At 71.2% G+C, this 19369-nt stretch carries 19 protein-coding genes; 9 read left to right on the plus strand and 10 right to left on the minus strand.

The genetic code is table 11. The features are described from left to right. The first annotated feature begins 79 nt into the window (after positions 1–79). On the plus strand, positions 80–958 hold the full coding sequence (locus ACFQVC_RS36915) for a glycerophosphodiester phosphodiesterase (protein WP_381839054.1): 879 nt from the start codon (positions 80–82) through the stop codon (positions 956–958). 38 nt (positions 959–996) lie between these two features. On the opposite strand, the gene ACFQVC_RS36920 is transcribed toward ACFQVC_RS36915, so the two are convergent. Next, the gene (locus tag ACFQVC_RS36920; RefSeq protein ID WP_381839057.1) at positions 997–1632 is read right to left on the minus strand and encodes a TetR/AcrR family transcriptional regulator; all 636 of its coding nucleotides are present in this window, start codon (positions 1630–1632) and stop codon (positions 997–999) included. A gap of 141 nt (positions 1633–1773) precedes the next feature. On the opposite strand from ACFQVC_RS36920, the gene ACFQVC_RS36925 reads away from it, so the two are divergent. Beyond that, on the plus strand, positions 1774–1956 hold the full coding sequence (locus ACFQVC_RS36925) for a DUF6243 family protein (RefSeq protein WP_381839060.1): 183 nt from the start codon (positions 1774–1776) through the stop codon (positions 1954–1956). A gap of 125 nt (positions 1957–2081) precedes the next feature. After that, entirely contained in the window at positions 2082–2921 is an 840-nt protein-coding gene (gene ddaH, locus ACFQVC_RS36930; RefSeq protein ID WP_381839063.1) for a dimethylargininase, read from the plus strand. Between the two features lie 195 nt (positions 2922–3116). On the opposite strand, the gene ACFQVC_RS36935 is transcribed toward ddaH, so the two are convergent. The 3 genes from ACFQVC_RS36935 to ACFQVC_RS36945 form a co-directional block, all read right to left on the minus strand. Further along, positions 3117–4118 carry a small ribosomal subunit Rsm22 family protein gene (locus tag ACFQVC_RS36935; RefSeq protein WP_381839066.1) on the minus strand — a complete coding sequence of 334 codons (1002 nt, stop codon included), beginning with the start codon at positions 4116–4118 and terminating at the stop codon, positions 3117–3119. An 80-nt stretch (positions 4119–4198) separates the two neighbouring features. Then, a complete protein-coding gene (locus ACFQVC_RS36940; protein ID WP_381839069.1) occupies positions 4199–5386 on the minus strand; it encodes a serine hydrolase domain-containing protein in 1188 nt (395 codons plus the stop codon). After that, positions 5305–6603, minus strand: a complete 1299-nt coding sequence (locus tag ACFQVC_RS36945) for a Bcr/CflA family multidrug efflux MFS transporter (protein WP_381839123.1) — start codon at positions 6601–6603, stop codon at positions 5305–5307. Before ACFQVC_RS36945 ends, ACFQVC_RS36940 begins: the two co-directional genes overlap by 82 nt. 180 nt (positions 6604–6783) lie before the next feature. Between ACFQVC_RS36945 and ACFQVC_RS36950 the strand changes: the two genes are divergently transcribed. Continuing rightward, positions 6784–7767, plus strand: coding sequence for a Gfo/Idh/MocA family protein (locus ACFQVC_RS36950; RefSeq protein WP_381839072.1), 984 nt, complete (start codon positions 6784–6786; stop codon positions 7765–7767). Positions 7768–7825: 58 nt separating this feature from the next. On the opposite strand, the gene ACFQVC_RS36955 is transcribed toward ACFQVC_RS36950, so the two are convergent. Next, on the minus strand, positions 7826–9505 hold the full coding sequence (locus ACFQVC_RS36955; RefSeq protein WP_381839075.1) for an alkaline phosphatase D family protein: 1680 nt from the start codon (positions 9503–9505) through the stop codon (positions 7826–7828). A gap of 133 nt (positions 9506–9638) precedes the next feature. Here ACFQVC_RS36955 and ACFQVC_RS36960 point away from each other — a divergent pair, with 133 nt between their 5' ends. Together ACFQVC_RS36960 and ACFQVC_RS36965 are read left to right on the plus strand one after the other, a co-directional pair. Next, the gene (locus ACFQVC_RS36960) at positions 9639–10403 is read left to right on the plus strand and encodes an SDR family oxidoreductase (protein WP_381839078.1); all 765 of its coding nucleotides are present in this window, start codon (positions 9639–9641) and stop codon (positions 10401–10403) included. A gap of 235 nt (positions 10404–10638) precedes the next feature. Next, the gene (locus ACFQVC_RS36965; RefSeq protein WP_381839081.1) at positions 10639–11508 is read left to right on the plus strand and encodes a PhzF family phenazine biosynthesis isomerase; all 870 of its coding nucleotides are present in this window, start codon (positions 10639–10641) and stop codon (positions 11506–11508) included. 28 nt (positions 11509–11536) lie between these two features. On the opposite strand, the gene ACFQVC_RS36970 is transcribed toward ACFQVC_RS36965, so the two are convergent. From ACFQVC_RS36970 to ACFQVC_RS36980, 3 genes are all read right to left on the minus strand, one after another. After that, positions 11537–12796 carry a cytochrome P450 gene (locus ACFQVC_RS36970; protein WP_381839084.1) on the minus strand — a complete coding sequence of 420 codons (1260 nt, stop codon included), beginning with the start codon at positions 12794–12796 and terminating at the stop codon, positions 11537–11539. After that, entirely contained in the window at positions 12793–13458 is a 666-nt protein-coding gene (locus tag ACFQVC_RS36975; RefSeq protein WP_381839087.1) for a TetR/AcrR family transcriptional regulator, read from the minus strand. The genes ACFQVC_RS36970 and ACFQVC_RS36975 overlap by 4 nt, the downstream gene beginning before the upstream one ends. Before the next feature lie 199 nt (positions 13459–13657). Continuing rightward, positions 13658–13999 (minus strand): nuclear transport factor 2 family protein, encoded by a 342-nt coding sequence (locus ACFQVC_RS36980; RefSeq protein ID WP_381839090.1) that lies wholly within the window; start codon positions 13997–13999, stop codon positions 13658–13660. A gap of 159 nt (positions 14000–14158) precedes the next feature. Between ACFQVC_RS36980 and ACFQVC_RS36985 the strand changes: the two genes are divergently transcribed. The 3 genes from ACFQVC_RS36985 to ACFQVC_RS36995 all read left to right on the plus strand — a co-directional run bounded on the left by ACFQVC_RS36985 (position 14159) and on the right by ACFQVC_RS36995 (position 16591). Beyond that, entirely contained in the window at positions 14159–14665 is a 507-nt protein-coding gene (locus ACFQVC_RS36985; RefSeq protein ID WP_381839093.1) for a DinB family protein, read from the plus strand. A 126-nt stretch (positions 14666–14791) separates the two neighbouring features. Then, positions 14792–15676 carry a glycosyltransferase family 2 protein gene (locus ACFQVC_RS36990; protein WP_381839096.1) on the plus strand — a complete coding sequence of 295 codons (885 nt, stop codon included), beginning with the start codon at positions 14792–14794 and terminating at the stop codon, positions 15674–15676. 156 nt (positions 15677–15832) lie between these two features. Then, positions 15833–16591, plus strand: a complete 759-nt coding sequence (locus tag ACFQVC_RS36995) for a polysaccharide deacetylase family protein (RefSeq protein WP_381839099.1) — start codon at positions 15833–15835, stop codon at positions 16589–16591. Between the two features lie 63 nt (positions 16592–16654). On the opposite strand, the gene ACFQVC_RS37000 is transcribed toward ACFQVC_RS36995, so the two are convergent. Further along, positions 16655–17035: a hypothetical protein gene (locus ACFQVC_RS37000; RefSeq protein WP_381839102.1), complete on the minus strand. Its 381-nt coding sequence runs from the start codon at positions 17033–17035 to the stop codon at positions 16655–16657. 42 nt (positions 17036–17077) lie between these two features. After that, positions 17078–19369: ALF repeat-containing protein (locus ACFQVC_RS37005; RefSeq protein ID WP_381839105.1), on the minus strand; the 2292-nt coding region annotated here is incomplete at its 5' end.

The following is a 19369-nucleotide window of genomic DNA, read 5'->3' on the forward strand; positions in this document are numbered from 1 at the left end:
AGCGGGGTACCTGCGACGATGCAAGGCCTTGGGTGTCATTGCCGGGCAAGTGATGATTTATCGGCCTACCTTGGGCCCCATGGTCACCTTGGCTGCGCCCGCGGTTCTGACCGCGCTGGCCCTATCGGGACAACTGACGTTTGCGGGGCAGGCCGGGACGGCCGCGCCCCTGGAGTGGAGCAGCGGCGGCCCGCTCACGGTGGACGCGCTCCCCGAGGTCGTCTATACGGCACACCGCGGCGGCGCCCTGGAAGTGCCGGAGAACAGCATGTCCGGACTGATGGCCGCCTTCGAGCGCGGCACGGCCCAGGTGCTCGACGTGGATACGAGGATGCTGCGCGACGGCACGCTGGTGGCCTTCCACGACGAGCACCTCGACCGTACGACCAACATGAAGGGGCCGGTGCGGAACCTGACCCGGACGGACTGGGAGCGGGTCAGGCTCGTGCCCCCGCCCGGGCTCCGGAGCCGGTGGCGTGCCGAGCGGCCGCCGACGGTCGCGGAGGTCCTGGAGCGGTTCGGCGGGCGCACCGTGATGATCCTGGAAGCCAAGGACCCGGACAGCCTGCGGCCGCTGGCGAAGCTGCTGCGCAAGCGCGGCCTGGAGCGGTCGGTGTTCGTGAACACGCACTTCCCCTGGGTCGCGAAGCGCGCGCACCGCCTGGGCCTGAACACGCAGCTCTGGCGTAACGCCAAGGAGATGAGGACCGACAGGCCCGCTCGGTGGCGGAGCTTCGTCGACGTCCTCGACGTGGACTACAAGGCCCGCGACGAGGATCTCGTACGGGCCGTGAACTCGGGCATTCCGCGGATCTGGGCGCACACCGTGAACACCCCGAAGCAGCGCGACCGGGTGCTGCGACTCGGCTGCAACGGCGTGATCACCAACGCCCCGGGGCTGCTCGCCCGCACCCCGGTCAGGGGCCCGGTCCCGGTGCGGCCGCTCAGCGAGGGCTGAGGCCGTGCGCGCTCAGCGGGGGCTGAGGCCGTGGCCGTTCAGCGGGGGCTGAGGCCGTTGAGGGCGTAGTCGACGAGCGTGTCGACGTAGGCGTGCGTCAGCTCGCCCGTGCCCTGCAGCCAGCGCTGCGCGAGCGGCGAGACGAAGAGTTCGAGCCCGATCCGCGGGTCGACGTCGGCGCGTACGTCACCGGCCTCCTGGGCGGCGCGCAGCCGGGCGGCGTACAGCTGGAGGCCGGGTTCGAGGAGCTTCTCGACGTACCGCTCACTCACCTCGCGGTTGACCATGCCCTCGGCGGCGAGTGCGCGGTAGGGGGCCTCGAAGGCGGGGTCGCTGAGCTCGTCGACGGTGGCCCGCAGGACGTACTTGAGGTCGGCCGCCAGGTCGCCGGTGTCGGGGATGTGCCGGGCGTCGGCGGGGTCCACGCCGGCCGCCTCCGCGGCGGCTGCGGCGTTCCGCTCGCCGAGGTCGAGGAAGGCTTCGAGCAGCACTTCCCCCTTCGACGACCACCAGCGGTAGATCGTCTGCTTGCCCACGCCCGCGCGGGCGGCGATGCCTTCGATGGTGGTCTTGGAGTAGCCGATCTCGCTGATGAGGGCGAGGGCCGCGTCGTAGATCGCGCGGCGGGAGCGTTCGCTGCGCCGCGATGAGTCGGGGGCTGTCTTGGTCGCCATGGGTCGAATGTAGCAGCGGAATGAGCCGAGACGTATCGTCTCCCAACCCCTCCCCAACCCCTTGACAAGACGGATCGTCTCGCGGATAGTCGAGCCCACGTCAGCGAGACGAACCGTCTCGCCTCACTCAAGGAGAACGCCATGACCCGTGGTGGATCGGGAAACATGCTCGGCGTCGGCGGTACGCGACGCAATCTCTCCCGCAAGGCGATGCGCGGCGGCGGCCGCGGCGGCCGGGTGGGCAGCGGGCTCAGCCCGCAGGCGCAGAAGCGTGAGCTGCTGCGCAGGCTGCAGGAAGGACGTACGACCGACAGCACCACGTGAACGCGCGTGAGCGGGCTGGAAAACAACCCGTTCGCCACCGCGCAGAAGGGCTCCTCACGTCGGACCATGGGCAGCACACGGGCAGCTGAATCCCTGCAGCCCCTGCCGACCGTGAGGAGCCCTCATTGCCTCGTCACGCCACACCCCGGCGCTACCTGATGTGCCCACCGGCACACTTCAAGGTCACGTACTCCATCAATCCGTGGATGGATCCCGCCAAGCCCGTCGACGTACCGCTCGCCGTCGCGCAGTGGGAGGACCTGAGGGAGCGCTATCGCTCGCTCGGCCACACCGTCGAGGAGCTCACACCCCGCCCCGAACTGCCCGACATGGTCTTCGCCGCCAATGGTGCGACCGTGATCGACGGCCTCGTGCTCGGCGCCCGCTTCGCCTACCGCGAGCGCGCCCCCGAGGCCGAGGAACATCTCAACTGGTTTCGTGCGCACGGCTTTTCCGGGGCCGCGGTGCATGAGCCCGCGCACATCAACGAAGGTGAGGGGGACTTCGCCGTCACCGCGTCCTGGATCCTCGCCGGACGCGGCTTCCGCGCCAGCCCGCTGTCCCACGGCGAGGCCCAGGAGTTCTTCGGCCGCCCCGTGATCGGGCTCGATCTGGTCGACCCCCGCTACTACCACCTGGACACCGCCCTCGCCGTTCTGGACGACGCGACCGACGAGGTCATGTACTACCCCGGCGCCTTCTCCCCCGGCAGCCGGGAGGTGCTGCGCCGGCTCTTCCCCGACGCCCTGATCGCCGAGGAGGCGGATGCCGCCGCGCTCGGTCTCAACGCGGTCTCCGACGGCCGCCACGTGCTGCTGCCACAGGGCGCGGTGGGTCTGTTCGGCCCTCTCAGGGAGCGCGGCTTCGAGCCCATCGGCATGGACCTGGGCGAGTTGCTGAAGGGTGGTGGCAGCGTGAAGTGCTGTACGCAGGAACTGCGGGGCGCGCTGCGGGGAGCCCGGTAAGTCACCCTGCGGGTGCGGGCCTGCGGGTGCGTCGCGACCGGCACCCGCAGGCCCGTCGTCGTGGCTGGGCGCGCAGTTCACCGCGCCCCTTACGGGGCACGACCAGCCCCGGCCGTCACGCATCCTCGCCACCTGCGGGTGCGTCGTGGCTGGGCGCGCAGTTCCCCGCGCCCCTTCGGGGCTCGGCGCAAACCGTCAGGCCGGTGGCCACCCGTCGCCCCAGTCGGCGTCGCGGGACGCCTTGTAGAGGGGGCCCTGGCGCTTGGTCACCGTGGTGCGGGTCAGGGCGCCTTCCGTGAGGCACAGGTCGAGGAGTACCTGACCCTTGCGGATCTGCGGCCTGCGCACCACGCGTGACTCGGCGGGCCTGGCCGGCAGCCGGGTCGCGGCGACATAGCTGAACTTCTCGTCCTCGTACGCCAAGGAGCCTCCCTTGACCTGCCGGTGCAGGGAGGAGCGGCTGACCCGGGCCGAGAAGTGGCACCAGTCCTTGCCGGGCTCGATGGGGCAGGCCGCGCTGTGCGGGCAGGGGGCCGCGATCCGCAGGCCCGCGGCGATCAGGCGGTCCCTGGCCTCGATGATCCGGGTGTAGCCGTCGGGGGTGCCGGGTTCGATCACCACGACGGTCTGCGCGGCGCGGGCCGCGGCCTCGACGACCGAGGCCCGGTCCGCCTCGGTCAGCTCTCCGAGGACATACGAGACGGTCACGAGGTCGGTGCTCTCGATGTCGAGCGCCGCTCCGATACGAGAGCGCTGCCAGCGCGCCTGACCCAACAGGGGGTTGGCGGCGGCCAGTTCACGCCCCAGGGCGAGCGCGGGCTCGGCCCAGTCGAGCACGGTGACCGGCCGCTCCCGCCGCCAGACCTCGCTCACCGCCCAGGTCGCCGCCCCCGTGCCGCCGCCGACGTCGACATGGCTGCCGGGCTCCCAGCCGTCGGGGGCCGCGTCCGCGAAGGCGTCGAGCGCGGACCGTACCGCCTCGAACGTGGCCGGCATCCGGTAGGCCGCGTAGGCCGCGACGTCCGAGCGGTCGCGCAGGACCGGGGCGTCGGTCGGGGTCCGGCCCCGGTAGTTGGCGATCAGCCGGTCCACGGCCTGGGCGGCCTGCTTGGGCGGCAGCCCGTCGAGCAGTCCCGCGAGGCCCGCACGGAGTGCGTCGGCCGGGGAGAAGGAGGCGGAGGAGGCGGGGGCGTTCACCCGGAGATTCTAGGTTGCCGGTGGCGGCGCCACGGCCACACCTCACGGCCGCTCCCCCAGCACTGCTCACCCCGCCCCGGTCACCCCGCCCTGGTCACCGCGCGGCTCAGATGGGTCGCGAGCGCCGCCCGTGGAGCGTTGTCCGGCGGGGTGCGGCGCGGGTGGACGGTGTTGGCGAGGAGCACCAGGAACGTGTCCGTGGCCTTGTCCATGACCAGGGACGTACCGGTGAAGCCGGTGTGCCCCGCGGCGCCGCGGCCCGCCAACTCGCCCATGAACCAGGCCTGGTCGACCCGGAAGCCGAGCCCCGGCGGGCGCAGGAGCAGCTCCACGAAGTCGGGCCCGAGGATGCGCGCGGTGCCGTACGCCCCGCCGTTCAGGAGCGTGCGGCAGAACACCGCGAGGTCGCGCGCCGTGGAGAACAGGCCCGCGTGCCCGGCCACACCGCCGAGGGCGTAGGCGTTCTCGTCGTGCACCACTCCCCTGACCATGCCCCGGTCGAGCTTGCCCCACGGTCTTCGCTGGTCCTCGGTGGCGGCCGCGAACGGACAGGGGCCGAAGCCGGTGTTGCGCATGCCGAGCGGACGGGTGATGCCCTCGCGGATCAGCTGGTCGAGACGGCGGCCCGTGATGCGCTCCAGGACCTGCTGCAGCAGAAGCATGTTCAGGTCCGAGTAGAGATACGTTCCGCCGGGCTCGGCGACGGGCTCCTCCGTACGCAGGGCGTGCAGGCGCGCGGCGTCGTCCGGGCAGTCGTAGAGCGGGAGTTCGGGGCGCAGGCCCGAGGTGTGGGTGAGCAGCTGGCGCACGGTGATGCGGTGCGCGGCGGCGGCCGTGAGTTCCGGGGCGTACGCCCCGATGAGGGCGTCGATGCCCAGGGTGCCGCGCTCGATCTGCTGCACCGCGGCGACCGAGGTGAACAGCTTGGTGAGCGAGGCCAGGTCGAAGGGCGTGCCGACGCTCATCGGGACGCGCCGGTGCACGGGCAGCTCCTCCTCGTACGACACATGCCGTACCGCCCAGCCCACCGTCTCCTCGACGGCGATCACGGGGCCGCGTCCGGCGAGCACGACGGCGCCCGCGCACCACGACTGCGGCAGGGCGCTCACTTCAGCGACGAGCAGGGAGAGTTCCTCGGGGTCGAGTCCGGCCCTTTCGGGCGGGCCGGTACGCAGCCTTGATGGGCTCAGTGCTCCGCTCCCTCCGCGCTCCCGCCGCCGCGTCCGGTCCCGGTACCGGTCGCCTGGCCCGCCTGCCGTACCTGCCAAGGACGGCACAGTCCCACGAAACAGCCGACGGCTGCCAGAGCGCAGGCCAGCTGGACGACCGCCATCGGCACCGCCGTGTCCTCGCCCGCGATGCCGACGAGCGGTGAGGCGACCGCTCCGACCAGGAAGGACGAGGTGCCGAGCAGCGCGGAGGCGGAGCCCGCGGCGTGCGGGGTACGCATCAGAGCGAGCGCGTTGGTGTTGGGCATCGCGAGGCCCATCGCGGACATCAGGACGAACAGTCCGGCCGCGATCGGGACCAGACCCACGTCGCCGAAGACACCGGACGCCATCAGGAGCAGGGCCACCGAGGCCAGCGTGATCACGCTCAGGCCGACGGTCAGGGCCTTGTCGAGGCTGACCCGGCCGACCAGGACCTTGCCGTTGATCTGGCCGACGGTGATCAGGCCCACGGAGTTGAGTCCGAAGAGCAGCGAGAAGGTCTGCGGGGACGCGCCGTAGATCTCCTGGACCACGAAGGGCGACGCGGAGATATACGCGAACAGCGCGGCGAAGGCGAAGCCGCCCGCCAGCATGTAGCCGGTGAACACCCGGTCCGCGAGCAGTCCGCGCATGGTGCGCAGGGCCTCGCCGACCCCGCCGGAGTGCCGGCGTTCGGGCGCCAGGGTCTCGGGCAGACGGCGCCAGACCAGGGCGGTGAGCGCGATCCCGATCACGGTGAGGACGACGAAGATGCCGCGCCAGTCGGTGAAGCGGAGCACCTGGCCGCCGATCAGCGGCGCGACGATCGGCGCGACCCCGGAGATCAGCATCAGGGTGGAGAAGAACCTGGCCATCTCCACGCCGTCGTAGAGGTCGCGGACCACGGCCCGTGCGATGACTATCCCGGCCGAGCCCGCCAGGCCCTGGAGCAGCCGGAAGGCGATCAGCAGCTCGGCGTTGGGGGCGAAGGCGCAGATCGCGGTGGCGACGATATAGATCAGCAGGCCGATGAGGAGGGGGCGGCGGCGCCCCCACTTGTCGCTCATCGGGCCGACCACGAGCTGCCCGAGCGCCATGCCCGCCAGGCACGCGGTGAGGGTCAGCTGGACGGTGGCCGCGGGTGCGGAGAGCGCGCGGGTGACCTCCGGCAGCGCCGGCAGATACATGTCCATGGACAGCGGGGGTACGGCGGTGAGGCCACCCAGGACGAAGGTGGTGAGGAGCCCGGTGCGCCGGGCGCCGGCCGTGCCCGCACCCGCCACCGTGGCCGGTATCCGTCCCTTCCGCTCCCCGGAACGTCTGCCCACCACGGTCACGTGCCTCAACCCCTCCCGCTCGTTCACGTCTGCTCTCTATGCTCTCAGCTCGTCGGCGTGGTCAAGACCAGTCGTGCGGTACGCGAGACCACTTGAACGGTCCGGATCGAACGGTACGAACAGCACGAAAGGTGCGACATGGAACGTGTGCGGTGGGGAATCCTCGCGACCGGCTGGATCGCCGAGCGCTTCACGGCGGATCTGCTCGATATGCCGTCGGACGCCGATGTGGTCGCGGTCGCCTCGCGCACCGACGCGTCCGCGAAGGCCTTCGCCGACAAGTTCGGGATACCCCGGGCGTACGGCGACTGGGCCTCGCTCGCCGCGGACGAGGACGTCGACGTGGTGTACGTTGCCGCCCCGCACTCCGCGCACCGGGAAGCGGCCGGGCTCTGCCTGGAGGCGGGCCGCGGGGTGCTCTGCGAGAAGGCGTTCACGCTCAACTCCCGCGAGGCCGTGGAACTCGTGGACCTCGCCCGCGCGCGCGGCGGCTTCCTGATGGAGGCCATGTGGATGTACTGCCACCCCCTGATGCGGCGCCTCGCGGATCTGATCGCGGACGGTGCGATCGGTGAAGTCCGCACCGTACAGGCCGACTTCGGGCTCGCCGGACCTTTTCCGCCCTCGCACCGGCTGCGCGACCGGGCAGTCGGCGGGGGCGCGCTGCTCGACCTCGGGGTGTATCCGGTGTCGTTCGCGCAGCTGCTGCTCGGGGAGCCGTCGGGTGTGACGGCGCGAGCACAGCTCTCGGAGGAGGGCGTCGATCTCCAGACGGGCATGCTGCTCTCCTGGGAGAGCGGTGCTCATGCCGTGCTGCACTGCTCGATCAACGCGGCCACCCCGGTGACCGCCTCCGTCACCGGCTCGCAGGGCCGCATCGACATTCCGTACGGCTTCTTCTATCCGGACCGTTTCGTCCTGCACCGCCCCGGCCGTGAGCCCGAGCAGTTCGTCGGCGAGGGGCTGCGCGACTCCCTCAAGCACGAGGCGGCGGAGGTGATGCGCTGTCTGCGGGCGGGCGAGAAGGAGTCACCCCTGGTGCCGCTCGACGGTTCGCTCGCCGTGATGCGGACGCTCGATGCGGTACGGGAGCGCATCGGCGTCCGCTATCCCGGCGAGTAGCCGCGGCGGCGGTGACCGTACGAGGCGGCGGTGACCGTACGAGCGGCGACCGGTTCGGCTACACGGGTTCGAGGCCCGGGTTCCCCGCCTCCGTCACGAAGGACGCCGCCGTGGCGACCGGCGCGCCCGGCGTCGTCACCGCGGACACCGTCCTGAAGTCCGCGCGGGCCGCGTCCGTGCCGAGGGCCACCGTCACATAGCCCCTGCGGCCGTTGAAGAACTTCAGGTGCGGGTTGGCCTTCATATACGTGTCCCAGGTGGGCGGCTTCTCGGCACCGTCCTTGCCGCTGGCGATGGAGGTCGCGACGATCTCCGTGCCGACGGTCCTGGAGTCCGGGTCGTCGAAGTCCTTCTTGATGTCGAAGGCATAGCCGACGTGCACATCGCCGGTGAGGACCATGAGGTTGTCGGCCCCGGCCGCGGCGGCGCCGTCCAGGACCCGGGTGCGGGAGGCGCGGTAGCCGTCCCAGGCGTCCATGGACAGCTTGGCCTCGGCGGTCAGGTCCAGCTTCCGCTGCGATACGACGACTTGCTGGGGCACGACGTTCCACAGCGCGTCCGAGGTGCGCCAGCCGTCGAGCAGCCAGCGCTCCTGAGTGGCACCGGTGATGGTGCGCGCCGGGTCGTCCGACTCGGGGCCCGGCGCGTGCGCCTTGTCGCCGTAGGCCTGGTCGGAGCGGTACTGGCGGGTGTCGAGGATGTCGAACTGGGCCAGGCGGCCCCAGTGCAGCCGCCGGTAGAGCTGCATATCGGGGCCCTCGGGCCGCTGCGGGCGGCGCAGCGGCTGGTTCTCCCAGTACGCGCGGTAGGCCGCGGCCCTGCGGATCAGGAACGTCTCGGAGGGGCCGCCGTCCTCGGGGATGTCGTCGGCGTAGTTGTTCTCGGCCTCGTGGTCGTCCCAGGTGACGACGAAGGGGTGCGCGGCGTGTGCGGCCCGCAGATCGGGGTCGGACTTGTAGAGGCCGTAGCGCATCCGGTAGTCGTCGAGCGTGACGGTCTCGCGGTTGAAGTGCGCGGGCAGCACGCGGTCGGTGTAGTTGCGGGCGCCGCCGGCGGAGTTCACGGCGTACTCGTAGAGATAGTCGCCCAGGTGGAAGACGACATCGAGGTCCTCGTCGGCCAGGTGCTTGTACGCGGTGAAGTAGCCGTCGTGGTACGCCTGGCAGGAGACGGCGCCGAGCTTGAGCGCCGATATCCGGGCGCCGCGGCCCGGGGCGGTCCTGGTGCGGCCCACCGGGCTGATCCAACTCCCGGCGCGGAAGCGGTAGTAGTAGACCCGGGCCGTCTCCAGACCGTCGATCTCGACGTGCACGGAGTGGCCGAACTCGGGGTGCGCGGTGGCCGTGCCGCGTCTGGCGATCCGGCGGAAGCGGGCGTCGTGGGCGAGTTCCCAGCGCACACTGACGCGCTCGGCGGGCAGGCCGCCGTCGGCCTCGTACGGCTTCGGCGCGAGCCGGGTCCACAGGACGACATTGCCGGGCTGCGGGTCGCCCGAGGCCACACCCATCGTGAACGGGTCGTCGGCGATGCGCTGGGCGTCGAGTTCGGCGGCGTGCGCGGCGCCGGTGCCCGGCAGGTTGGTGGCGAAGGCGAGGGCGGCGGCCGCGCCGGTGACGGTGAGGAAGCGGCGGCGGCCCAAGTGGCGGGCGGCGGCGCGGAGTTCGTGGTCGTGCCCGGCTGCTCGGCCGGCTACCGGGTGGACTGCGCCCTTGGCTGTGACCATGGCTGCGGGTGTCATCGGCCCCTCCCCTGACGGTTGCTGTCAGATGCATTGGAGTGGCGCGGGACGACGCTGGACTGTCGCGTACACAACAGTCGTATGGCGGACGGATGAGCGCTGTGTTGCCATGCGTCCCGTACGCTGCGGGGCCATGAACGAGGTGCAAACGAAGATCGCGATCGTGACGGGAGCGGGCTCCGGCATCGGCCGGTCGGTCGCCGTGGAGCTGGCGCGCGGCGGCTGGTCGCTGGCGCTGGCGGGCCGCCGCGCCGAGGCCCTGGAGGAGACGGCCGCCGCCGCTGTGGCGGAGGGGGCCGAGGCGCTGTGCGTACGCACGGACGTGGCCCGGCAGGGCGAGGTCGAGGCCCTCTTCGCCGCCGCCCACGAGCGCTTCGGCCGGCTCGATCTGCTCTTCAACAACGCGGGCACGTTCGGCCCCGGCGGGGTGCCGCTCGAAGAGCTCGCCTACGACGCCTGGCGCCATGTCGTCGACACCAACCTCAACGGCGCGTTCCTGTGCGCCCAGGCCGCCTTCCGGCAGATGAAGGGCCAGTCGCCGCAGGGCGGGCGGATCATCAACAACGGTTCGATCTCCGCTCATACGCCGCGCCCGCACTCGGTGGCCTACACCGCGACCAAGCACGCCATGACGGGTCTGACGAAGTCCCTGTCCCTGGACGGACGGCCGTACCGGATCGCCGCGAGCCAGATCGACATCGGCAACGCCGCGACGGACATGACGGAGCGGATGCAGACCGGAATCCTCCAGGCCAACGGAGAACTGGCGGTCGAGCCGGTGATGGACGTGGCCGACGTGGCCCGCACCGTACGCCACATGGCGGAGCTGCCTCTTGAGGCGAACGTGCAGTTCGCGACGGTACTGGCGACGAACATGCCGTATATCGGGCGGGGTTGAGGGGGCGCGGGGCGGGGGCGGGGGGCTCTGCTCGGCGAGCAGCCCTGGGCCGGGGCCGGTGCGCTGTGGTCGTGCCCCAAAGGGGCGCGGGGAACTGCGCGGCCAGCCACGACGCACCCGCAGATGATGCACCGGACTGCCCGCGGCGCTCAGCCGAGCGGCACCGGGTCCGGGTCCGGGCGGATCCCCGGGCTCCCCGGGAATGCCCTCCGGGGCGGCTGTGTTGACCTGCGACATGAACCAAAGCACCCGCTCCGGGGTCCTCCGTTACACCGCCTTTTCCGCCGATCCCGCGGGCGGCAACCCCGCCGGGGTGGTGCTCGACGCCGGCGGGCTCGATGACGCCGCACAGCTGGCGATCGCCGCCGAGCTCGGCTACAGCGAGACCGCCTTCCTGACCCCGCCGCCCGCGGGGGCCGGCGGCGAACGGGCGTACACACTGCGGTTCTTCAGCCCGAAGGACGAGGTCAACTTCTGCGGTCACGCCACCGTGGCCACGGCCGTCGCGCTGGCCCAGCTCAAGAGCGGCCCCGGGGACTATGTCTTCACCACCCCGGCCGGCACCGTCCCGGTGACCGTCGCCGAGGTGGACGGGGAGCTGCGCGCCACCCTCACCAGCGTGGAGCCGCACCTCAAGGAGGTCGCCGCGGACGATCTGGCGGAGGCGCTCGCCGCCCTCGGCTGGCCGGCCGCCGACCTGGACCCCGCCCTGCCGCCCCGGATCGCCTTCGCGGGCAACGACCACCTGGTCATCGCCGCCGCCACCCGCGAGCGCCTGGCCGCCCTGGACTACGACTTCGCCCGCCTCGAAGCCCTGATGCGGCGGCTCGGCCTGACCACGGTCCAGCTGGTGTGGCGGGAGTCGGAGACGCTCTTCCACGCCCGTGACCCGTTCCCGGTGGGCGGCGTGATCGAGGACCCGGCGACCGGAGCCGCGGCCGCCGCGTTCGGGGCGTACGCGCGTGAGCTCGGCCTGACGGGCGACGAGGCGCAGTTCGTCATCCGCCAGGGCGAGGACATGGGCCGCCCGGGCACCCTCACGGTCACGCTGCGGGCGGGCGACCCGCGCGTTCACGTCGCCGGTACGGCCGTACGCATCGACTGAGCCGCACCCGCCCGGGCCGCCCCCGCACTCAACTGAACCGCACCGGCAGGTACTTGATGCCGTTGATGAAGTCCGACCGCATCCGCCGCGGCTCGCCCGTCAGCTCGACGTGCGGGAAGCGGCGGAGCAGGGCCCGGGTGAGCGCCTTGATCTCGGTGCGGGCCAGGCCCGCGCCGAGGCAGAAGTGGGGGCCGCCGCCACCGAAGGCGAGGTGGTCGTTCGGGTCGCGGCGCAGATCGAGGACGTCGGGGTCGGCGAAGACCGCCTCGTCACGGTTGCCCGAGGTGTAGAACAGGACCGCCTTCTGACCCGCCTTGACCGGCACCCCCCGGATCTCCGTGTCCCGGGTCGCGGTGCGCCGGAAGTTGTGGATCGAGCCGTTCCAGCGCAGGAACTCCTCGGTGGCGCTCGCCCACAGCTCCTCGTCGTCGATGCCCGCGACCAGCTCGGCACGGGCCCGCGGGTGCTCGATCAGGGTGAGCATGGTGTGCGCGAGGAGATTGCGGGTGGTCTCGTTGCCCGCCACGCACAGCGTCACGAAGAACATATTGATCTCGTGTGTGCTGAGCCGCTCACCGTCGACCTCGCCGTGCACGAGGGCGCTGATGATGTCGTCGCGCGGCCCGTCACGGCGGGCGGCGGCCAGCTGGTCGCAGTAGGCGTAGATCTCGGCGGCGGCGATCTGCCCGTCTTCCTCGGTCGTACGGAAGTCCGGGTCCTGGAAGCCGACCATGCGGTTCGACCAGTCGAATATCAGGTCCTCGTCGGCGGCCGGGATACCGACCATCTCGCAGATCACCTGCAGCGGCAGCCGGGCCGCGAGCTCCGCCACGAACTCGACGTCCGCGCCGCCCTGCCGGACCCGCTGCCCGACCTGGTCGGCCAGGAGTTCGGCCCGGCGCTCGATGTCGGCCGTGAGCTTACGGATCATCCGGGGCGCGAACCCCGCGTTCACCAGGCGCCGGTAGCGGCTGTGCTTGGGCGGGTCCATGCCGATGAGCGTGAGCGCCAGGCTGTCCAGGGCCTCGGGGGGCTGGTCGCGCACGAAGAACGAGCCGAGCTCCACGGACCACAGACCCGGGTCACGGCTGACGGCGACGATGTCCTCGTACCGGGTGACGGCGAAGAAGCCCTCGTGACCTTCGGGTATCTCGTGCCAGTGCACCGGGTCCTCCCGGCGCAGGAGCGCGAACTGCTCGTGCGGCACCCCTCGCGCCCAGGTGTCCTCAAGGAGATCGACGGCGGGGCTTGCGGGGCCCGTGGGGGGTGCGGGGTTTGCTGCGGTCATGACCGTTTTCCCTTCGTGGGGCGGGGCGGGACCGGTGCGGAGGGGTCGTGCACGTCACAGGGAGTGCGCAGGCCGAGCAGCGACGAGAGCCCGTCGACGACCAGCTGCTCGGGTACGGCGCCGGGGTCGAGCCGGTGCTGCAGCGCACAGCCGAGCAGTACGCCGAGCACCAGGCCGCCGGTCTCGTACGGCGTCCTGGGCAGCCGGGTCCCGGTCACCTCGGCCCACTGGTCGAGGCCCTCACCCAGCTGCTGCCGGACCTCCGCGTACCGCCGGGCGAGCGGCGAGCCGACCTGGGCGTCACGGGCGCCGTGCAGCCACAGCTCCACTTCGAGCAGCAGCCAGGAGTCGCCGCGGTCGGCGGCGGGCCGGGTGATGCTGCCCCACATCGCGGCGAAGTGCGTACCGGGGTCCGGCGCGCTCGCCACCTCGTCGGACAGCTGTGCGGCGGTGCGCTCCTTCCATACGTCGAGGAGCGCGAGCAGCAGGCCTTCCTTGCCGCCGAAGTGGCTGTAGAGCGCGCCGGTGGTGCGGTCCGCGGCATCGGCGACGGCCTCGGCGGACACCGCGTGGAAGCCCTTCGTGGCGAAGAGCTCCGCGGCGGCGTCGATCAGCCGGGCACGGGTCTCGGCCTTGCGCTGCTCCTGGGTACGACGGGCCATGGGTCCCCCGCGAGACGGCGTACAGCGGCCTTGTATCGGTGCGGCGACATAGATCGGCTCGGCGATATAAATCGGCCAGGCGATATAAGTCGGCCAGGCGATATAAGTCGAGGACCCCAGGAACCCACAGAACTGATGAAGCGTCAACTGCTGGGACAGGATCAGCAGTTGACGCTTCCGTCGGAACGATGCCGCAGACTCAGGCCTGCCCGGTGTCGAACCGCGCGACCTTCCCGTCGGCCACCGTGAACTGCCACCGGGTGCGCATCTCGCCATAGGTGTCGTTGCGGTAGCGGGCCACCACGGTCAGGCCGTCGTCCGACTGCGACTCGATGTCCATATGGCCGTTGGAGGAGAAGATCTCCCGTTCGGTCCAGTCGGCGAGATCGCGGCTCGTACCGTCGTCGGTCATGGTCGCGCCGGGCGCGAGGGCGGCCTGGAAGGCTTCCCTGTCGTTGCTGTTGAGGGCACCGACGAACGCGCGTACGGCGGGGTCGGCGAGCAGCTCGACGGGCAGGTCGTCGTTGTTGAGCGGCGCCATGGGGAAGTCTCCTTCGGTGCGTCTGGCACGTCTGTTACGTCTGGGTGCGTCCGGTGCGTCTTTCGTACGTTTCGGGGCTGTCCCGAGACGTACACCACCGCACGCCCCCGAACGCGGACCTTGGTCCGGTCGTGGCGCGTCATGGCAGGCTTCGGCCCCATGACCGACGACCGTGTGAGCCCACCGCCGACCGGGGATGAGCGCACGATGCTCCGCGCCGCCCTCGACTACCACCGTGCCACCCTCGCCCTGAAGACCGAAGGCCTCACCGACGAGCAGCTGCGCCGGCGCTCCATGCCGCCGTCCACGCTGACACTGCTCGGTCTGGTGCGGCACATGGCGGAGGTCGAGCGCACCTGGTTCCGCAAGGTGATCGCCCGCGAGGACATACCGCTGGTGTGGTCGGACGAGGGCGACTACCAGGTGGCGTACGACGCGAGCGGCGGCACGCGCGAGGAGGCGTTCACCGCGTGGCAGAGCGAGGTGGAGCACGCGCGACGGATCGAGCGGGCGGCCGGCTCACTCGATGTGACGGCCCCGCACTACCGCTCCGGCGAGGAGATCTCCCTGCGCCATGTCCTGCTGCACATGATCCACGAGTACGCCCGTCACAACGGTCACGCGGACTTCCTGCGGGAGGGGGTGGACGGGGCGACGGGGGCCTGAGTGGTGCGGGGTCCGGTGCGCGGGCCGGTGTCGTTCCGGCGCGGGCGTGCTCGTACGCGAGGCGGCTCCCAGGTGAACGGATAGCATCGCGCACCGAACCGCCGCACCGAACTCTGGAGTCCCGCCGTGCCGCTGCCGCGCCTTGGCGTCGCCATCGTGACCATGGGCAACCGTCCGCGTGAAGTCGACGCCCTGCTCGCCTCGGTGGCCAAGCAGGACGTACCGCCCGATCGCGTCGTCATCGTCGGCAACGGCTCTCCGCTGCCCGAATTCCCGGGTGTTCCGGGCGAGTTGACGGTGATCGAGCTCGACGACAACCTCGGCTGCCCCGGTGGGCGCAATGTCGCCCTGCGCCGACTGCGGGAGTTCGGTGACGTGGATGTCGTCATCGAACTGGACGACGACGGACTGCTCGTGGACGAGGATGTCTTCCGCGGCGTACGCGATCTGTTCGCGAGCGACCCGCACCTTGGCATCATCGGCTTCCGTATCGCCGACGAACACGGCGAGACCCAGCGCCGCCACGTGCCGCGCCTGCGCGCCAAGGACCCGATGCGGCGCGGCCTGGTGACCGCCTTCCTCGGCGGCGGCCATGCCTTCTCCATGAAGATGCTGGCGGAGACGGGCGACTGGCCCGCGGACTTCTTCTTCACGCACGAGGAGACGGATCTCGCCTGGCGTGCCCTGGACGCGGGGTGGAAGGTGCTGTACGAGCCGAAGCTGCTGCTCCAGCACCCCAAGACATCACCGGCACGGCACGCCGTCTATTTCCGGATGACCGCCCGCAACCGCGTCTGGCTGGCCCGCCGCCGGCTGCCGCTCCCCCTGGTTCCCGTCTACCTCGGGGTGTGGACCCTGCTCACCCTCGTCCGCACGAGGTCGCTCGGCGGTCTGCGCGCGTGGGCGGGCGGTTTCGCGGAGGGGCTCAGGACCTCGTGCGGCGAGCGGCGGCCGATGCGCTGGCGAACGGTATGGCGGATGACGCGGCTCGGACGCCCGCCCCTCGTGTGACCGACACGTCCACTTTTCTACCCTTACGTCGTCGCGAGTGAGTACCGCCATACCCCCTGCGGGAACCTGCCGCCCCTGAACTCCCTCCTCCCCTGCGCGCCGATCACCTGCCGGTCGGCGCGAGGACCGAAGAAGGACCAATGGGGGAGCACCACCATGTCGTCGTCGCTATGGAAACGCACTGCTGTCGCCCTGACCGCGGCCGCCTCACTCGCCCTGACGCTCGGCGGCTGCGGCAGCACGGTGTCGCCGCAGGAGATCAGGACCGAGGCGGGCAAGGGCGCCAAGGGCAAGTTCGGTTCCGTGGACTGCCGCAGGGCCAAGTGTGTGGCCCTCACGTTCGACGCGGGCCCCGCCAAGGACACCCCGCGCCTTCTCGACACCCTGAAGAAGGAGAAGGTCCCGGCGACCTTCTTCCTGCTCGGCAAGAACCATGTCGTCAAGCACCCCGACCTGGTGCGACGGATCGCCGACGAGGGTCACGAGGTCGCCAACCACACCTGGACCCACAAGATCCTCACCGAGCGCGGCCCCGGCGAGATCCGCGCCGAACTGGCCCGTACGCAGAACGCCATCGCGGAGATCACCGGCCGCAAGCCCACCCTGATGCGCCCGCCCCAGGGCCGTACCGACGATGAAGTCACCAAGATCTGCAAGGAGTTGGGGCTCTCGCAGATCCTGTGGTCGGTCACCGCGAAGGACTACACGACGACCGACTCGGACCTCATCAAGGAGCGCGTCCTCGAACAGACCGAGAAGGACGGCATCATCCTCCTCCACGACATCTACAAGGGCACGGTCCCGGCCGTCCCCGGCATCATCAAGTCCCTGAAGGACAAGGGCTACACCTTCGTGACGGTCCCCCAGCTGATGGCCCCCGCGGAGCCGGTACCGGGCGAGATCTACAAGCCTTGAGCACCCGAAGAAAAGGGCCCGCGTCAGAAGACGCGGGCCCTTTGCATTCTCACTTCTCGGGTGTCAGCCCCAGCTGAGCCAGGCCCACACGACCATCATCACGCAGAATGCGGCGATGAGTTGAGCGGTCAGCCTGGGCGGCCAGCTCTGCTTGCCGTACAGCCTCTCGTCCTCGACGACCTTCCTCATTTCCTTGCCGCGGCCGACAAGGCCGAGCGGAAACACGAGAGTTGCCGTGCAATACATGCGCAGTACGGTGTCGAGGTCATGGTTACGCAGGCCCGCGGCTGCTCCCAGAAATCCCACTCCGAGAAGAGGGATGAGGGCGACCCGGATTTTGTACTGCCGTGTCGGCATCACGGGCACACAGACGACCAGGAGCAGCACCGTCACGATAGCGGCGAAGATCCACCAGGTACCTGTCGGGATGTGCGGGGGGTGCAACGCATTCTCCTTGAACGGGACGGTCAACGGGACGGCCAGCAGTCAGCTGAACCAGCCGGAGACCGTCGAAGCGATCGACGAACCGGCTTCACCGAAGGCCTTCGTCACGCGTGCTCCGGTCGATTGTATGAGCCCGGATGTGGCATCGACCATCTTGTTCATACGCATCCCCACGAAGCCGAGTCCGACCCCGAGTGCGGAGGCGGCGAATTCCTTGGTGGTGAATCCGTAACCGATTCCGGTGAGGATTGCGCCGGCACCGCCCGTGATGAGGGAAACACCTCCTGCGACCGCCGCGAGGGGTTCAAGACCGGTGAGTGCCGCACCTGCCGCGATATAGCCGGTGTAGGTGCTGATCTCTCCCAGGATTCCAGCGGCCTTGCAGACCTCCGCCTTGCCCTCCTTGCAGTTGTCGTCGGCCTTCTTCCCGGGGCGCTCGGGCTTGTCGTTCTTGGGGTCGTTCTCCGGGCGCTGATTGTTCTTCGCGGCTGCCTCGGCCTGCTTGCGCGCCGCCTCCGCCGCCGCCCGCTGTTCCGCCTCGCGCTTTTCCGTGGCGATCTGCTGGGCCTCGTTCGCCGCCCGGCGGGCGGCCGATGCGTCCTTGCCGGCCTGGAGCGCCGCGTTCCTGGCGCGGCTCGCGGAGGCCTGGGCGTGGGACGCCGAGGTCACCGCCTGCTGCGCGGAGAGCGATGCCTGGCTCGCCGAGTAGTTGGCCTGGCGCCCCGCGACCCGGGCCTTGGCCGCGGCGTCCTTGGCCTTCTTCGCCGAGGCCGCCGCACTGGCGGCCGACGCGTCGGCCTTCTTGGCGTAGTCCTGGGCCCGGTCGGAGTGGCCGCGTGCCTCGGTCGCCTTGGCCTTGGCCGCGGCGGCGTGCTTCTTGGCCTCGTCGGCCTTGCCCTGGGCGCGGGCCGCGGCTTCGGCTGCGGTCGACGCGTTCTCGTACGCCGTGGACGTGGCCTTGGCCGCGACGCTGATCTGCGTCTGGACGGCCGCGATGTGGGCCGCGGTGTCCTGGTCCGCCTGGGCCGCCCGGAACTGGGCGCGCTCGACGAAGGCGCGCCGCATCGAGGGCGTACCCTCGAGCGCCACCTGCGCGGTGGCCTTCATGGCCGGCCCGCCCTGCTCCAGGAGCCGCAGCGTCTGGAAGCGGTCGTCCTCGGCCTGCGCCTTGGCGTAGCCGGTGGTGAGGAACGACTGCAGTGCCTCGGCCGAGCCGTCGTCCAGCGCCTTGTTCGCGGCGTCCTTGACGGCCTTGCCCGCGTCGTTGACGATCCGCAGGACCTTGAAGCGGTACTCCTCGCGCTGGCTCTCGAAGGCGCCCTTCGTCAGGAACGCCCGTACCTCGGCGGGCCCCTTGGCCAGTGCGTCCTGCGCGGCCGCGGCCGTCCTGGGGGCCCCGATACGGCCGAAGAACAGCGCCTTCTCGCGGTCGTCCTGGTCCTCGGCCGTACGCCGGTCCTGCTTCAGCCACTCCACCATGTCCGCGTCGGAACCCGACAGGGCGTCCTCGGCCGCGGCACGGGTCCAAGTACCCTCGCTGGACATCAGGTTGACGGCGGCCTGGCGGGCCGTCCGCGCCGCGCCCTTGTCGTCGTCGCCGAGCTTGGCGCCGGCCTCGGAGAGCAGCTTCTTGGTCGCGGCGTCCGTCTGGGCGGCCTGGGTCTGCTGCTCGCTCGCGACGGTCCGCATGTCGCCTTCGAGCGCCTTGCGGCCGCGGGCGTCTTCGAGTGCCGCCTCCAGATCGGCCTGCAGCAGCTTGTCCTCGGCCTCGCGGGCGACCTTGAAGACACTCTCCGCCTGCTTGGTCGCCGCGCCCGCGGTCCTGGCGGCTTCGAGCGCACCGGCGGCGTGTGCCTTGGCCTTGTCGGCCGCTCCCTGTGCCTTGCCCGCCTCGGCGGCGGCCTTGTCGGCCGCCTTCGCGGCGGCATCGGCGTGCCTGGCCGCGTCGTTGGCCGCCGTACGGGTGGCTCGTGCGGCCGCGGCCGCCTGCTGTGACAGGGACACCGCGCTGCCCGCCGCACGGGTCGCGCGGTCGGCCTCGTGCCGGGCGGTGGCCGCGGCTCGCTTGGGGACGGCGGCCGCGGCCTTGGCGGCACCGGCGCTGGCGCTCGACTGCGCCGCGGCCTCGGCGGCCGCGGCGGCGTTACGGGCCGCACCGGCCGCCGCGGAGCCGGACTTGCCGGCCGCCGCGGACGCGTTCGCCGCCTGGTCGGCGGCGGCTGCCGCACTGCGGGCGCCGGCGGCCGCGTTGCGGGCCTGCTCGGCGGCCTGGCAGGCGGCCTTGGCCTGACCGGCGTCCGCCACGGCGGCGTTGGCCGCGCGGTAGGCGCGGGC

The organism is Streptomyces monticola, assembly GCF_042665355.1.
GTDB classification, from domain to species: Bacteria; Actinomycetota; Actinomycetes; order Streptomycetales; family Streptomycetaceae; genus Streptomyces; species Streptomyces monticola.